Source organism: Serratia sp. NGAS9 (assembly GCF_009905295.1).
Classification (GTDB): Bacteria; Pseudomonadota; Gammaproteobacteria; order Enterobacterales; family Enterobacteriaceae; genus Serratia; species Serratia bockelmannii.
The window spans coordinates 5,010,294-5,025,385 of sequence record NZ_CP047605.1 but is presented as its reverse complement, the minus strand read 5'-3'; the positions used below and the strand labels follow the sequence as shown (position 1 = coordinate 5,025,385).

16 protein-coding genes are annotated in these 15,092 nt (G+C 59.6%); 4 read left to right on the top strand and 12 right to left on the bottom strand.

Going from position 1 to position 15,092, the window contains the following annotated elements:
- The first annotated feature begins 5 nt into the window (after positions 1-5).
- Entirely contained in the window at positions 6-995 is a 990-nt protein-coding gene (locus tag GUC32_RS23795; protein WP_043140999.1) for a sulfate ABC transporter substrate-binding protein, read from the top strand.
- Positions 996-1,060: 65 nt separating this feature from the next.
- On the opposite strand, the gene tpiA is transcribed toward GUC32_RS23795, so the two are convergent.
- The gene (gene tpiA, locus GUC32_RS23790; RefSeq protein WP_004931113.1) at positions 1,061-1,828 is read right to left on the bottom strand and encodes a triose-phosphate isomerase; all 768 of its coding nucleotides are present in this window, start codon (positions 1,826-1,828) and stop codon (positions 1,061-1,063) included.
- A 127-nt stretch (positions 1,829-1,955) separates the two neighbouring features.
- On the bottom strand, positions 1,956-2,540 hold the full coding sequence (locus GUC32_RS23785) for a DUF1454 family protein (RefSeq protein WP_060435280.1): 585 nt from the start codon (positions 2,538-2,540) through the stop codon (positions 1,956-1,958).
- A 199-nt stretch (positions 2,541-2,739) separates the two neighbouring features.
- On the opposite strand from GUC32_RS23785, the gene GUC32_RS23780 reads away from it, so the two are divergent.
- Positions 2,740-3,159, top strand: a complete 420-nt coding sequence (locus GUC32_RS23780; RefSeq protein WP_016929710.1) for a DUF805 domain-containing protein — start codon at positions 2,740-2,742, stop codon at positions 3,157-3,159.
- Positions 3,160-3,170: 11 nt separating this feature from the next.
- On the opposite strand, the gene fpr is transcribed toward GUC32_RS23780, so the two are convergent.
- On the bottom strand, positions 3,171-3,917 hold the full coding sequence (gene fpr / locus GUC32_RS23775) for a ferredoxin--NADP(+) reductase (protein WP_004931107.1): 747 nt from the start codon (positions 3,915-3,917) through the stop codon (positions 3,171-3,173).
- Between the two features lie 3 nt (positions 3,918-3,920).
- Entirely contained in the window at positions 3,921-4,532 is a 612-nt protein-coding gene (locus GUC32_RS23770; protein ID WP_043140982.1) for a metalloregulator ArsR/SmtB family transcription factor, read from the bottom strand.
- A 297-nt stretch (positions 4,533-4,829) separates the two neighbouring features.
- Here GUC32_RS23770 and emrD point away from each other — a divergent pair, with 297 nt between their 5' ends.
- Positions 4,830-6,014: a multidrug efflux MFS transporter EmrD gene (emrD, locus tag GUC32_RS23765; protein ID WP_025304666.1), complete on the top strand. Its 1,185-nt coding sequence runs from the start codon at positions 4,830-4,832 to the stop codon at positions 6,012-6,014.
- Positions 6,015-6,208: 194 nt separating this feature from the next.
- On the opposite strand, the gene glpX is transcribed toward emrD, so the two are convergent.
- The 3 genes from glpX to GUC32_RS23750 form a co-directional block, all read right to left on the bottom strand.
- A complete protein-coding gene (gene glpX / locus GUC32_RS23760; RefSeq protein ID WP_025304665.1) occupies positions 6,209-7,219 on the bottom strand; it encodes a class II fructose-bisphosphatase in 1,011 nt (336 codons plus the stop codon).
- A 130-nt stretch (positions 7,220-7,349) separates the two neighbouring features.
- Complete coding sequence (glpK, locus tag GUC32_RS23755; RefSeq protein WP_025304664.1) at positions 7,350-8,858, bottom strand: glycerol kinase GlpK; 1,509 nt, start codon at positions 8,856-8,858, stop codon at positions 7,350-7,352.
- Between the two features lie 42 nt (positions 8,859-8,900).
- Positions 8,901-9,746, bottom strand: coding sequence for an MIP/aquaporin family protein (locus GUC32_RS23750; RefSeq protein ID WP_004931095.1), 846 nt, complete (start codon positions 9,744-9,746; stop codon positions 8,901-8,903).
- A 524-nt stretch (positions 9,747-10,270) separates the two neighbouring features.
- Here GUC32_RS23750 and zapB point away from each other — a divergent pair.
- On the top strand, positions 10,271-10,510 hold the full coding sequence (gene zapB / locus GUC32_RS23745; RefSeq protein WP_004931092.1) for a septal ring assembly protein ZapB: 240 nt from the start codon (positions 10,271-10,273) through the stop codon (positions 10,508-10,510).
- A gap of 60 nt (positions 10,511-10,570) precedes the next feature.
- On the opposite strand, the gene rraA is transcribed toward zapB, so the two are convergent.
- The 5 genes from rraA to ftsN all read right to left on the bottom strand — a co-directional run bounded on the left by rraA (position 10,571) and on the right by ftsN (position 15,058).
- Complete coding sequence (rraA, locus tag GUC32_RS23740; protein ID WP_004931090.1) at positions 10,571-11,056, bottom strand: ribonuclease E activity regulator RraA; 486 nt, start codon at positions 11,054-11,056, stop codon at positions 10,571-10,573.
- 75 nt (positions 11,057-11,131) lie between these two features.
- Complete coding sequence (locus tag GUC32_RS23735; protein WP_015379416.1) at positions 11,132-12,049, bottom strand: 1,4-dihydroxy-2-naphthoate polyprenyltransferase; 918 nt, start codon at positions 12,047-12,049, stop codon at positions 11,132-11,134.
- A gap of 96 nt (positions 12,050-12,145) precedes the next feature.
- On the bottom strand, positions 12,146-13,480 hold the full coding sequence (gene hslU, locus GUC32_RS23730) for an HslU--HslV peptidase ATPase subunit (protein ID WP_025304663.1): 1,335 nt from the start codon (positions 13,478-13,480) through the stop codon (positions 12,146-12,148).
- A gap of 12 nt (positions 13,481-13,492) precedes the next feature.
- Positions 13,493-14,023, bottom strand: coding sequence for an ATP-dependent protease subunit HslV (hslV, locus tag GUC32_RS23725; protein ID WP_004931085.1), 531 nt, complete (start codon positions 14,021-14,023; stop codon positions 13,493-13,495).
- A 102-nt stretch (positions 14,024-14,125) separates the two neighbouring features.
- Positions 14,126-15,058, bottom strand: coding sequence for a cell division protein FtsN (ftsN, locus tag GUC32_RS23720; RefSeq protein ID WP_369435469.1), 933 nt, complete (start codon positions 15,056-15,058; stop codon positions 14,126-14,128).
- Positions 15,059-15,092: the final 34 nt, after the last annotated feature.

Here is a 15,092-nt window from a genome sequence, read left to right as displayed (position 1 = left end):
TGTCGATGCGTAAATGGGGTGTAGGTCTGACATTGGTGCTGTTGGCGTCCGGCGCCATGGCGAAGGATATTCAGTTGCTGAACGTGTCATACGATCCGACGCGTGAGTTCTATCAGGCTTACAACACGGCATTCAGCAAGCACTATCAGGCGGAAACCGGCGACAAGGTGACGGTGCGCCAGTCGCACGGTGGTTCCGGTAAACAGGCGACCTCGGTGATCAACGGCATCGAGGCCGACGTGGTGACGCTGGCGCTGGCCTATGACGTCGACGCCATCGCCGAACGCGGGCGCATTGAGAAAGACTGGATCAAACGCTTGCCGGACAACTCGGCGCCTTACACGTCGACCATCGTCTTCCTGGTGCGCAAAGGCAACCCGAAGCAAATTCATGACTGGCCTGACTTGATTAAGCCGGGCGTGTCGGTGATCACCCCGAACCCGAAAACCTCCGGCGGCGCCCGCTGGAACTACCTGGCCGCCTGGGGCTACGCGTTGCACCACAACAACAACGATAAGGCCAAGGCGCAGGACTTCGTCAAAAACCTGTACAAGAACGTCGAAGTGCTGGATTCCGGCGCGCGCGGCTCGACCAACACCTTCGTTGAGCGCGGCATCGGCGACGTGCTGATCGCCTGGGAAAACGAAGCGCTGCTGGCGGAGAAAGAGCTGGGCAAAGACAAGTTCGAGATTATTACGCCGAGCGAATCGATCCTGGCCGAACCGACGGTGTCGGTGGTGGATAAGGTCGTCGATAAACGTGGTACCCGCGACGTGGCGACCGCCTACCTGAAGTATCTGTATTCACCGGAAGGGCAGACTATTGCGGCGCAGAACTATTATCGCCCGCGCGATGCGGCGGTGGCGGCCAAGTTCGCCGGGCAGTTCCCGCAGCTGAAGTTGTTCACCGTGGATGACACTTTCGGCGGCTGGACCGAAGCGCAGAAGGTGCACTTCGCTACCGGCGGCGTGTTCGACGAAATAAGCAAACGCTGATGCCGTTTGAGCGGCAATAAAAAACCCCGGCAAGCCGGGGTTTTTTTATGGCAAGCCTAGGGCAATCAGGCTTTTTTTGCTGCGGCAGCGGCTTTGACGATCACGGCGAAAGCGTCGGCTTTCAGCGAGGCGCCGCCCACCAGCGCGCCGTCGATGTCCGGCTGGGAGAACAGCTCTGCGGCGTTCTTGTCGTTCACCGAACCGCCGTACTGGATGATGATTTCAGCGGCAACCGCGGCATCGTGTTTGGCGATGTGATCGCGGATAAATTTGTGCACGGCCTGTGCCTGTGCAGGGGTCGCGGATTTGCCGGTACCGATGGCCCAGACCGGCTCATAGGCGATCACGGTGCCTTTCATCGCCGGTGCGCCCAGGGTTTTCAGCACGGCGTCGATCTGGCGCGCGCACACTTCTTCAGTTTTGCCCGCGGCGTTTTCCGCTTCGGTTTCACCGATGCACAGTACCGGGATCAGGCCGGCTTCTTTCAGCACGGCGAATTTCTCGGCGATCACTTCGTCGCTTTCTTTGTGGTAGGTGCGACGCTCGGAGTGGCCGATGATGATGTACTGGGCGCCGACGTCTTTCAGCATGTTGGCGGAAACTTCACCGGTGAAGGCGCCGGACAGGTTAACGTCCACGTTCTGCGCGCCCAGCGCGATGCGGCTGCCGGCCAGCGCGTGCTTGGCCTGATCCAGATACATCACCGGCGGGGCGATGGCGACGCCACAGCCGTCAACGCTGCTCAGCTCATTGCGCAGACCGGCGATCAGTTCGTTGACCATGTGAGTGCTGCCGTTAAGCTTCCAGTTACCCATAACTAATGGATGACGCATGTTTTTTCCTCCAACTAGGGAACGCGAGAGTCGAAATGACAACTGCCGGACCGGCAGTTTACCTGCCCAACAGTATAGAGATCATTAAGCGCGAAGGCTTTGCTTTTCGTCATTAAATGCCGCGCCGTTACGGCTCGGAAAGCGCTAGCTTAATCGGTTCAACCGCGAAGGTTACGCCTTTATCGCCGTTGTCCGAGACGACATAGCGAATGGCGCCGACCTGCTGTTGGTAAAAGCGCGATCCTTTGCCTTTTTCCAGCAGGCTGTTCACCTTGTTCTGGCTCTGCTCCACCGTCAACGCCGGTTCGAACTGGCGCATCAGCGCCGCCATGTAGCTGATGGCGATGGCGCGCGCGGCTTTTTCTTCATTGGCCTGCTGCAGCGGCAGATGAGTGATCTGCAACGTTTTGATTTTACCGGTGCCTTTCTCCAGCGCGGTGGAGGCATACAGGTTTTCGTTGAGTTTGCTGGCGGCGCGCGTCAGCAGCGGCGAATCGTCTTCGGTGGCGGGAATGGCGCGGAATTCGCCAATCGGCAGCTTCGGGTTGTCGCGATTGTATTTTTCGCGGAATTTGACCACCGTCAGATCGAACGTCGGCGCCCCGGCCAGCAGGTAAGGTGCGGCGGGTGCTGCATCGGCGGGCGGCGGATCGGCCCAGGCGCTGGCGGCGGCCTGCAACAGGCAGGCGATGACGAGGGTTTTTCTCAGCATGGCGTATGGCATCAAGGACAAAGATGGCTCCGATTAAAGCGATAACTCGCGGGCCTTGTCAAAGATCCCACGCCATTATCGGTTCGCTGACGAGAAAGCTGTGCGGCGCACCGCGTTATGCGAGGCGGAAAACTCGGCCCGGCAGCGCCTATGTTACACTGCGGCGCAGAATATGGGCAGGCTTAGAGCGCAGGAATCGATGACGTTACAACAGTGGTGTTTTTCTTTTAAGGGTCGCATTGGGCGGCGCGACTTCTGGATCTGGATGGGGCTGTGGTTGGTGCTGATGGCGGCGGCGTTTACGCTGGCCAATTATCAGCTGATCGCCATCCAATCCATCGCCTTCTTTATCGTGGCGCTGCTGTGGCCGACGGCGGCGGTGCTGGTCAAACGCCTGCACGATCGCAACAAGGCCGGCTGGTGGGCGCTGCTGCTGATCCTGGCGTGGATGCTGGCGGCAGGGAACTGGCAGATGCTGGCGCCGATCTGGCAATGGGGCGTCGGGCGTTTCATCCCGACGCTGATTATCGTGATGATGATGATCGATCTGGGCGCCTTCGTCGGCACGCCGGGAGACAATCGGTTCGGCCCGGAAGCCGAACCGGTGAAGTTTCGCTGATCCCCTTTGGGTTACCAGTAGTGTTCGCTGGTGATGTGGCCCGGTTTACGGCGCAGGTGTTTGCGCATCTGGCGGTGGTCTTTCAGCGTTTGCTGGGTGTCCCGCACCATCTGCGGGTTGCCGCACAGCATCACGTGGCTGGTTTCGGCGTCGATGGTCAAGCCGATCGCCGCTTCCAGCCGGCCGTCCTCGATCAGCGCCGGCACGCGGCCGGTCAGTGAACCGGGCGTTTCTTCGCGGCTGACGACGGTCTGGATACGCAGCTTACCGTTGTAGCGTTGCTGCAGTTGTTGCATCAGCGGCAGGTAGCTCAGATCGCGCGCGAAACGCGCGGCGTGCACCAGCACCAGGTTGTTAAAGCGTTCCAGGCCGACGCCCTGCTGCAGAATCGATAAATAGGGGCCGATGGCGGTGCCGGTCGCCAGCATCCACAGCGTGTCGCAATCGGGCACTTCGTCCAGCACGAAGAAGCCGGCCGCTTCTTTGGTCACCATTACATCCGACCCCGGCCGTAGCTGATTGAGGCGCGGGCTCAGTTTGCCTTCCGGCACCGTCACCAGATAGAACTCCAGGTTGGCGTCGTCGGGGGCATTGACGTAGGAGTAGGCGCGTTGCACCCGTTCGCCGTCGATCTCCAGCGCCAGTTTGGCGAATTGCCCGGCGGTGAAAGGATCGATGGGGGCATTGACCACCAGGCTGAACAGCCCGTCGGTCCATTGTTTTACCTGCGTAACTTTGCCGTTTACCCATTCAGCCATACTCTAAAGCTCCCGTGGTCGAATCAAATAAGCACAATGTCGTGAGCCGGAAATGGCGTGCGCGGTGCGCTCTACCCGGTAGTTGTTGCCGAACAGGCGATGAAACAGCTGCAGTTCGGAATTGCACAGGCTGCTGCAGTTGGAACCGGCCACGCCGATCGGACAGTGGTTTTCCACCAGTAGCGCACCGTGCGGATGGTCGAGCAATTCTGCCATGTAACCGTCGTGTTGCCGCAGACGCACTAGGCGGGTTAACCGGTCCTGATGGCTGCGTTCGGCGGACAGCTCTTCGGTGTAACGCAGATAAAGCTGCTCTTCGCGCGCGCTGAGCAACGGTTCCACGCCGGCGCCGCCAAACAGCTGCAGCGCGGATGCCCGCAGCCGCTCCTGATCGGCGGCCACATAGGCGTGCCCCCGTTCGGTCAGCGACCAGTAGCGCGTCGGGCGGCCGACCTTGCTGCGCGCTTCTTCGTAACAAACCAACTCACGTTTTTCCAGGGATTGCAGATGTTGTCGGATGCCCATCGGCGTGATGTCCAGACGCTCCGCCAGCATTTTGGCCGAGTGCGGGCCGAGAGCCTTTAACTGCAATAAAATCAGCTCAGGTGTTTTCATGAACCAAATCCCTATGGTGTTATTTTATTTCAAGTTGATGAAAATAATTATCGATTAAATGCTAAAGCCCGGCTACTGCAAGGGCGCTATTTTTAACTCCAAAGCGTTAGACGTACAGTTTAATTTACGAGCCTGGTCGGGTTTGCTGCCAGTGTGACCTGGATCAATATCTGCCTGAAACTCGCTAAAAAAATCAGATTTGATTAGTTTATGCCGCCATAGAGGGCTGCTCGCCGTTCTGGCTGCTGCAACGGCCATACCGGGACGCTGTGACGAGTTGAAACGTTAACGAAGATAATGAGAAAACTAGAGAATTTTCACCTGCTGGTGATGCTTATCCTGTTGGTTGCCGTCGGCCAGATGGCGCAAACCATTTATGTTCCCGTGATTGCTGATATCGCCCACGATCTGTCGGTTCGTACTGGCGCCGTGCAACGGGTGATGGCGGCGTATCTGCTGACCTACGGTTTCTCCCAGCTGATTTACGGGCCAATATCGGATCGTATTGGGCGTCGTCCGGTGATCCTGACGGGTATGATGATCTTCCTGGTTGGCGCGCTGGGCGCGTTGCTGTCCACCAACCTGACGATGCTGGTCGCCGCCAGCGCCATCCAGGGGATGGGCACCGGCGTGGCGGGCGTGATGGCGCGCACTATGCCGCGCGATCTGTATGCCGGCACCGCGCTGCGCTATGCCAACAGCCTGCTGAACATGGGGATTTTGGTCAGCCCGCTGCTGGCGCCGGTGATCGGCGGCGCGCTGGCGATGGTGTTCGGCTGGCGCGCCTGTTACGCCTTCCTGCTGGCGCTGTGCGCCTGCGTCGCCTTCGCGATGTTCCGTTGGTTGCCGGAAACCCGCCCGGTGCAAACTGAAAAACGCCGCATGCTGGCCAGTTTCCGCCAGCTGCTGAGCGACAGCACCTTCAGTTGCTATCTGGTGATGCTGATCGGCGCGCTGGCGGGGATTGCGGTATTTGAAGCCAGCTGCGGCGTGTTGATGGGTGGCGTGTTGGGGCTGAGCGGCCTGACCGTCAGCATCCTGTTCATTCTGCCGATCCCGGCGGCGTTTTTCGGTGCCTGGTACGCCGGGCGCGACGGCAAAACCTTCCACACCCTGATGTGGCATTCGGTGCTGAGCTGTCTATTGGCGGGAGCGATGATGTGGATCCCGGGCTGGTTCGGCGTGATGAATATCTGGACGCTGATCGTGCCGGCTGCATTGTTCTTCTTCGGCGCCGGCATGCTGTTCCCGCTGGCGACCACCGGGGCGATGGAGCCGTTCCCTTACCTGGCCGGCGCGGCGGGCGCGTTGGTGGGCGGTATGCAGAACATGGGGTCCGGTCTGGCGACCTGGCTTTCCGCCATGCTGCCGCAAACCGGGCAGTTCAGCCTCGGATTGCTGATGTTCGCGATGGCGCTGTTGATCCTGCTGTGCTGGTGGCCGCTGTCCAACCGGATGCAGCATCAGGGACACACCGCATAACGACAGGGCGCCATTCGGCGCCCTCATACCGTTGACAAAAGGGAGAAAAAGCGTGGTTTTTCTCCCCTTTGTGGCTATTAGCCGAAAATCAATAAATTGATTTTCCTTGTTTTCTATTCGCTGCTCTCTGCCAACCCGGCAAGGGCATGAGGTTTGCCATCAATCATCAGGGCGCCATTCGGCGCCCTGTTTCGTTACAGCAGAAACTCGTGCAGCGCCGGGTCTTTGCGATCCAGATAGTGGGTTGAACGGATGCGGCGGATGGTGCGCGACTTGCCGCGGATCAGCAGGGTTTCGGTTGTGGCCATGTTGCCCTGGCGGCTGATGCCCTCCAGCAGATCGCCCTTGGTGATGCCGGTGGCGGAGAAGATCACGTTGTCGTTGCGCGCCATCTGATCCAGACGCAGCGCCTGACCGGCTTCGATACCCATTTCCCGGCAGCGCGCCAGCTCCTGTTCGCCGATGCGGCGGTTTTCGGCGCTGTCGCCTTTCACCTTATGGCGCGGCAGCAAACGCGCCTGCATGTCGCCGTCCAGCGCGCGGATCACTGCGGCTGAGATCACCCCTTCCGGCGCGCCGCCGATGCCGTACATCACATCGACCTCGCTTTCCGGCATGCAGGTGAGAATGGAGGCCGCCACGTCGCCGTCAGGAATGGCGAATACCCGCACGCCCAGCTGCTGCATCTGCGCGATGACGCCGTCGTGGCGCGGTTTGGCCAACACGATGACCGTCAGCTGTGACAGCGGTTTGCTCAGCCGCGCGGCGACGTTCCGCAGGTTCTCCGCCAGCGGCAGATTGAGATCGATGGCGCCGCGCGCCGCCGGGCCGACCACCAGCTTCTCCATGTACATGTCCGGCGCGTGCAGGAAGGTGCCGCGATCGCCCACCGCCAAGACCGCCAGCGCGTTGGATTGGCCCATGGCGGTCATGCGGGTGCCTTCGATCGGATCAACAGCGATGTCGACCGCGTCGCCCTGGCCGCTGCCGACCTGTTCGCCGATATACAGCATCGGCGCTTCGTCGATCTCGCCTTCGCCGATCACGATGCGCCCATCGATGTCCACTTTGTTGAGCATGATGCGCATGGCGTGGACCGCCGCACCGTCGGCGGCGTTCTTGTCGCCGCGTCCCAGCCATTTGTAGCCCGCCAGCGCAGCGGCTTCGGTAACGCGGGAAAATTCGATGGCTAATTCACGTTTCATGGCAAACCTGTCTGTGAGAAAGGGAAGAAAATATCGGCAAAGTCTATCACAGCGCGGCGCCGGCGGGGCGGGGCAAAAAAAAGCGCCGCCCGCAGGCAGCGCAATTTGGGGGGTAACGGCAAGGCTGGGTTTAGTCGTGATCTTCCCACGCCTGCGCGCGTGCCACCGCTTTTTTCCAGCCGCTGTAGCGGTAGTTGCGTTCGGTGGTTTCGATGCTTGGGCGGAATTCACGCTCAATCACCGCTTTGCTCTTCACCTCATCCAGATCGTTCCAGTAGCCGATGGCCAGGCCCGCCAGGAACGCGGCGCCCAACGCCGTCGATTCACGCACTTCAGGGCGCTCTACGCGGGTGCCGAGGATATCGGACTGGAACTGCATCAGGAAGTTGTTGGCGACCGCGCCGCCGTCCACGCGCAGCGATTGCAGGCGGGTGTTGGCGTCGGCCTGCATGGCGTCCAGCACGTCGCGAGTCTGGAAGGCGATGGATTCCAGCGTGGCGCGGATGATGTGGTTGCTGTTGGCGCCGCGGGTCAGGCCAAAGATGGCGCCGCGGGCATACGGATCCCAGTAGGGCGCGCCCAGGCCGGTGAAGGCCGGCACCACGTAGACGCCGTTGCTGTCTTTCACTTTGGTGGCGAAATATTCGGAGTCGGCTGCGTCGCTGATCAGTTTCAGCTCGTCGCGCAGCCACTGGATAGACGCACCGCCGATGAACACCGCGCCTTCCAGCGCATAGTTCACTTCGCCGCGTGGGCCGCAGGCGATGGTGGTCAGCAGGCCGTTTTTCGAACGCACCGCTTCTTTGCCGGTGTTCATCAGCAGGAAGCAGCCGGTGCCGTAGGTGTTCTTCGCCATGCCCGGTTGAACGCACAGTTGGCCGTACAATGCCGCTTGCTGGTCACCGGCGATACCGGCGATAGGAATACGCGTGCCGCCCTTACCGCCGATGTTGGTCTGGCCGTACACCTCGGAGGAAGGACGGACTTTCGGCAGCATGGCGCGCGGGATATCCAGCACTTCCAGCATGCGCTCGTCCCAGTCCAGCTCGTGGATGTTGAACATCATGGTACGTGAGGCGTTGGTGTAATCGGTGACGTGTACGCGCCCCTGGGTCATCTTCCACACCAGCCAGGTATCGACGGTGCCGAACAGCAGTTCGCCGCGCTTGGCGCGCTCGCGGGCGCCTTCGACGTTGTCCAGGATCCACTTCACCTTGGTGCCGGAGAAGTACGGGTCAACCACCAGGCCGGTGTTGTGACGGATGTACTCTTCCAGGCCGTCGCGTTTGAGCTTCTCACAGATGTCGGCGGTGCGGCGGCACTGCCAGACGATGGCGTTGTAGACAGGCTTGCCGGTCTCTTTTTCCCAGACGATGGTGGTTTCGCGCTGGTTGGTGATGCCGATGCCGGCGATCTGATCGGAATTGATGTCGGCTTTCGCCAGCACTTCTACCAACGTCGAGCTTTGCGACGCCCAGATCTCCATCGGGTCGTGCTCAACCCAGCCGGCCTTTGGATAGATCTGCGGGAATTCGCGCTGCGATACCGCAACGATGTTGGCGTCGTGATCGAGCACGACGGCGCGTGAGCTGGTGGTCCCTTGGTCGAGTGCGACAATGTATTTTTTTTCTACAGTCATGGTAATTATCCTGCTGTTGTTAACCGTGTAAAACTGCACCCATCACGCTTTGCGCTGCTGGGTCTTGGCGTCGGGCTCTTCTTCCGTCACGCAGACGTCGCACGGCAGGTGGCGGCCAATCAGCGCGCGGTAACCGAAAGCGCCCAGGCCACAGCCGACGATAGGAGCGAAGATTGGCACCAGGAAGTATGGGATGTCGCGTGCGCCGGTGAAGGCGACTTTGCCCCAGCCGGCCAGGTAGGCGAACAGTTTCGGGCCGAAGTCACGCGCCGGGTTCAACGCAAAGCCGGTCAATGGTCCCATGGAGGCGCCGATCACGGCAATCAGAATACCGATCAGCAGCGGCGCCAGCGGGCCGCGCGGGATGCCGTTGCCATCGTCGGTCAGCGCCAGGATCAGGCACATCAGGATTGCCGCGATCACCATTTCTACCAGGAAGGCCTGGCCGACGGAGATGTGCGCGTTAGGGTAAGTCGAGAAGATGCCGGCCAGTTCGAGGCTTTCGTTGCTGCCGCGCACCATGTGGTGAGCCGCTTCGAAGTCGAAGAACAGGTTGTAGTACAGCCCATAGACCAGGGCAGCGGCGCAGAAGGCGCCGGCGATCTGCGCAATGATGTAAGGCACCACTTTGCGCCCGTCGAAGCAGGCGAACAGCCACAGGGCGAGGGTGACCGCCGGGTTGAGATGCGCGCCGGAAATGGCGGCGGTCAGATAGATGGCCATGGCGACGCCGAGGCCCCAAATGATGCTGATTTCCCACTGGCCGAAGCTGGCGCCCGCCAGTTTCAGTGCGGCAACGCAGCCTACGCCAAAGAAGATCAGCAGCGCCGTGCCGAGGAACTCGGCGATGCACTGGCCTTTTAATGTCGGACTGGTGGTTTGGCTCATAATGTTGGTGTCCTGCAAAACGGCGGTTGTTGGTTTATAGGCTCAGTTGGGTAGAGATCCGGCCTATGGGCACAGTTTTTTTCATCTCGTCCAATTATTGAATGAGGACGTGATGTAAATTTATCGTTAACGAACATAAACGAGAAATAGCGAAATCAAAATGTGTGTGGCGCGTCATAAAATTGAGCGATTTCGCGTCGTTTAGTGTTCTTTCTGAGCCATAAAAGTGTGATCTGACCAGTGGTTTGGTGAGGGCTGTTAACAACTCGCGGCGACGATGACGGGGATTTTCAGTTTTTACTGATGGTGAGGGCAGGAAAATTGCAACAGACTGCGCGATGATCCGGTATGTTGCTAGACAGGCGGAGACTGGCTACTTACAATCGTTTTTAACGAATCGAGACTGGCGCGCCTTCCGTAACGGCGCGCGTCACTGAGCGCGATGCAATATTCGCAGTAGCTGCAGCCGACGTTGCGGCCGCTACTTATAGATGTACGCCTTGCTATCATGAGGGGACTGAAGCATGTCATTTGAAGTATTTGAGAAACTGGAAGCAAAAGTACAGCAGGCGATTGATACCATCACCTTGTTGCAGATGGAAATTGAAGAGCTGAAAGACAAAAACAACTCTCTGTCGCAGGAAGTTCAGGCTGCCTCCGGCAACCACGAAGCGCTGGTGCGCGAAAACCAACAGCTGAAAGAAGAACAGCACGTATGGCAAGATCGCCTGCGCGCGCTGCTGGGCAAAATGGAAGAGGTCTGATTCCTCACGCCATGCAGCAACGAAAAGGGCGCCTCAGGCGCCCTTTTTCATGTCCGAAAATCACTCGATGTCGAGCGGGTCTTCGGAGAGGATGATGCCGGTGTTGTCGGCATACAGGTGATCGCCGGAGAAGAAGGTGACGCCACCGAAGTTGACGCGGATATCGCTTTCGCCCACGCCTTCGCTTACGGCACCCGCCGGGATCGCCGCCATCGCCTGAATGCCGATGTCGAGCTCTTCCAGATCGTCCACCTGGCGCACCGCGCCGTACACCACGATGCCTTCCCATTCGTTCTGGGCGGCCAGGCGCGCCAGTTCGGCGTTGATCAGCGCCCGGCGAACCGAACCGCCGCCGTCGACCAACAGCACGCGGCCGCGGCCGTTTTCTTCAAGCAGATCGAATAACAGGCCGTTATCCTCAAAGCATTTCACCGTGGTGATCTGCCCGCCAAATGAAGTACGCCCGCCAAAATTGGAGAACAGAGGTTCAACAACGTTCACCTCTTCATGATAGATGTCGCAAAGTTCGGAAGTATCGTATTTCATAGGATTTTACGTCTGTTTGCCGCAGGAATGTTCAGTATATCCCTTTATTCGCCCTGTTGGCAAAATCATCAGTTTTTAACTGAGCGCCACGCCGATGGCGAACAGCAGGTTGGCCAGCAACGCCGCCTTGACCATGTGCTCCAGCATCGGCCGCATGCCGACCGGCGTCGGATCGCGCAGCACGCGCAGGCCGTGGCGCACCAGCAGCGGGATCGCCAGCACGAACAGCCAACCCCACGGACTGTGGAGGTTGAACAGCGTAAACAGCGCGAAACACAGCACCGCGCCGCCGAGCAGCAGGGCATGGTAAATGCGCGCCTTGTGCGGACCGAGACGCACCGCCAGCGTATTCTTGCCGTTTTCGCGATCGCTCTCGATATCGCGCAGATTATTGATGTTGAGCACCGCCGTCGCCAGCAGGCCGCAGGCGGTGGCCGGCAGCATCACGACGCTGTCGAAGGTGTGCGTTTGCAAATAGTAGGTGCCGGCCACGCTCAGCCAGCCGAAGAACACCAGCACCGAGATGTCGCCCAGCCCCAAATACCCGTAGGGTTTGTTGCCGACGGTGTAAGTGATCGCCGCCACGATAGACAGCCCGCCCAGCACCAGGAAGCCCACCACGTCGCTGGGTTGCTCGCAGGCGACGGCGATCAGCGAACAGCCGGCGAGGGCGATCAGCACCACTGTCACCACCAGCGCCCGCTTCATCTGCGCCTGGGTGATCATGCCTTTTTGCATGCCGCGCAATGGCCCGATGCGATCTTCTTTGTCGCTGCCTTTGACCGCATCGCCGTAGTCGTTCGCCAGGTTGGAGAGGATCTGCAGCAGACCGGCGGTCAACAGCGCCAGCAGCGCCACTTCAGGTTTCAGGCTGCCGTGCCAGGCGGCGATCGCCGAGCCGACCACGATGGAGGCAAAGGCCAACGGCAGGGTGCGGGGGCGTAGACTTTCCAGCCAGGCGGAAATCGGGGTGGTGGAGGTTGATGAGCTCATGTTTCGCTTCTGTCAGTAAGTTGCGGTGTCCGTTAGAAATAATTGTGGGAGGCAATGCCTCCCACACAGATGACTGACAAGACAATGATTGAGCGATTATAGGATAAAACGACTCAAATCTTCATCCGCCACCAGTTCATCCAGATGACTGCGCACGTAATCCGCATCAATTGTAATGGATTGGCCATTAATTTCACTCGCATCGTAGGAAATATCTTCCATCAGACGCTCCAGCACGGTGTGCAGACGACGCGCGCCGATGTTCTCGGTGCTTTCGTTGACCTGCCACGCGGCTTCGGCGATGCGGCGGATGCCGTCGGCGGTGAACTCGATATTGACGCCTTCGGTGCCCATCAGCGCTTTGTACTGTTCGGTCAGCGATGCGCTCGGCTCGGTCAGGATGCGCTCGAAGTCTTCGGTAGTCAGCGCCTGCAGCTCAACGCGGATCGGCAGACGGCCCTGTAGTTCTGGGATCAGATCCGACGGGTTGGCGGTCTGGAACGCACCGGAAGCGATGAACAGGATGTGGTCGGTCTTCACCATACCGTGCTTGGTGGATACGGTGCAGCCTTCCACCAGCGGCAGCAGATCGCGTTGCACGCCTTCGCGCGAGACGTCCGGGCCGGAACTCTGGCCGCCGCGCTTACAGATTTTGTCGATCTCATCGATAAATACGATGCCGTGCTGTTCAACCGCTTCGATCGCCTGCTCTTTCAGCTCTTCCGGGTTCACCAGCTTGGCGGCTTCTTCTTCCACCAGCAGCTTGAAGGCTTCTTTGATCTTCACCTTGCGCGGTTTTTGCTTCTGTCCGCCGAGGTTCTGGAACATCGACTGCAGCTGGTTGGTCATCTCTTCCATGCCCGGAGGCGCCATGATTTCCACGCCCATTGGCGCGGCGGCCAGATCGATTTCGATCTCTTTGTCATCCAGCTGGCCTTCGCGCAGCTTCTTGCGGAATGCCTGGCGGGCGGCGGACGGCTCCTGATGCTCTTCCGGCTGGCCCCAGTTGTTCTTGGCCGGCGGGATCAGCACGTCGAGAATGCGCTCTTCGGCCAACTCTTCGGCACGGGTGCGGTTTTTCTCGATCGACTGCATACGCACCATTTTGATGGCGGCATCGGTCAGATCGCGGATGATGGAGTCCACTTCTTTGCCCACATAGCCCACTTCGGTGAACTTGGTGGCTTCAACCTTGATGAACGGCGCGTTGGCCAGCTTCGCCAGACGACGGGCGATTTCGGTTTTACCGACGCCGGTCGGGCCGATCATCAGAATGTTTTTCGGGGTCACTTCGTGGCGCAGCATCTCGTTGAGCTGCATCCGGCGCCAGCGGTTGCGCAGGGCAATGGCGACAGCGCGTTTGGCCTTGTTTTGGCCAATGATATAGCTGTCCAGTTCGCTGACGATCTCGCGCGGGGTCATTTCAGACATGGTATTCGATCCTTACGCTTTGGAAGGCAATTCTTCAATGGTGTGGAAATGGTTGGTGTAAATACAGATGTCACCGGCGATGTTGAGGGATTTCTCAACGATATCGCGGGCGCTCAGCTCGGTATTTTCCAACATGGCGCGGGCGGCGGCCTGGGCGTACGGGCCGCCGGAGCCGATGGCGATCAGATCGTTTTCCGGCTGCACCACATCGCCGTTGCCGGTGATGATCAGCGAAGCGGTTTCATCAGCGACTGCCAGCAGCGCTTCGAGCTTGCGCAACATGCGGTCGGTGCGCCAATCTTTCGCCAGCTCGACGGCGGCTTTCACCAGGTGGCCCTGATGCATTTCCAGTTTGCGTTCAAACAGTTCAAACAGCGTGAAGGCGTCAGCGGTGCCACCGGCGAAACCGGCGATCACTTTGTCGTTATACAGGCGACGCACTTTCTTGACGTTACCCTTCATCACCGTATTACCCAGGGTTGCCTGGCCATCACCACCGATGACGACCTGGCCGTTGCGGCGTACGCTTACAATTGTTGTCACGAGCAGACCCTCGTTAAAGACGGAAAGAAGTCCCCGTAGCGCCTGCTTTCGCAGACGCTACGAGGCATATTGAGAGTATAGATGGGGGGGGATTGACGCTTTTCAACCCCCAACGGAGAGGGGAATGCAACTCGACATGCCGACGCCCTTCAGGCGTGAAAGGGTTTTATCCGCTGCTGCGCGGCTGCTGTAGGGGCCGAGCACCACGCGATTCCAGCCGCCGCCGGCGGTGATGCGGCTCTCGATGCCTTCGAACGCCAGGCGTGCACGCACGGATTCAGCCTGATCGGTGGCGCGGAACGAACCGCATTGCACCATCCACTTCTGTTTCGATTCCGGCTTGGTTTCCTGCTTGGCCGTTTCCTGTTTCACTTCCGGTTTCGGCTCCGGCTTCGGTTGCGGCTTCGGCTCAGGCTGTTTCGCCTGCACCGGCGTTGGGGTGACCGGCTTCGGTTGCTGGTGCTGCTGCACCGGCGCGGTGGTGGCTCCGTTGTTGAACGGGTTGCGCGGCGCCTGGGTAACCTGCTGCTGTTGCTGTACCGGCTGCTGTTGCATTTGCTGTTGTTGCATCTGCTGCTGGCGGTTACTGCGCGCGTTGACCTGGCCCGGATCGTTATACGGCACTTCGTTCAGCTGCGTCGGGCGCTGCTGCATGTCGGCCTGCATCTGCTCCAGCAACTGCCGCTGTTCGGCGGTCAGCTGAGTTTTGGAATTGAGCTCGCCGCCGGCCGTCGGTTCGGTCGGTGTTTGCACGCCGATCTGCCGGTTTTCCAGCTCTTTGATGTAGCGCCAGCGCTCTTCCGGCTTCGGCGGCAGGCCGTTGCCGGGGCGCGTGGTGTGCGCAGGCAACAACGGCGCGTCTTCCGGCTTGTTGTGGGTAATGAAATAGAGGCCACCGACAAAGATAACCAGCAACGCGGCGGCTAACGCCAGCACGGTTTTGGAAACCTTCGGAGAACTGCGTTTTTTACGGCTGGGGGTTTTACGCTTAGCTCCTGCTGCGCGCCCACGGCTTACATAGTCTTTTTGTGCCACTATTATTCCGCTGTGTCCTGATGAGAGGATAAGT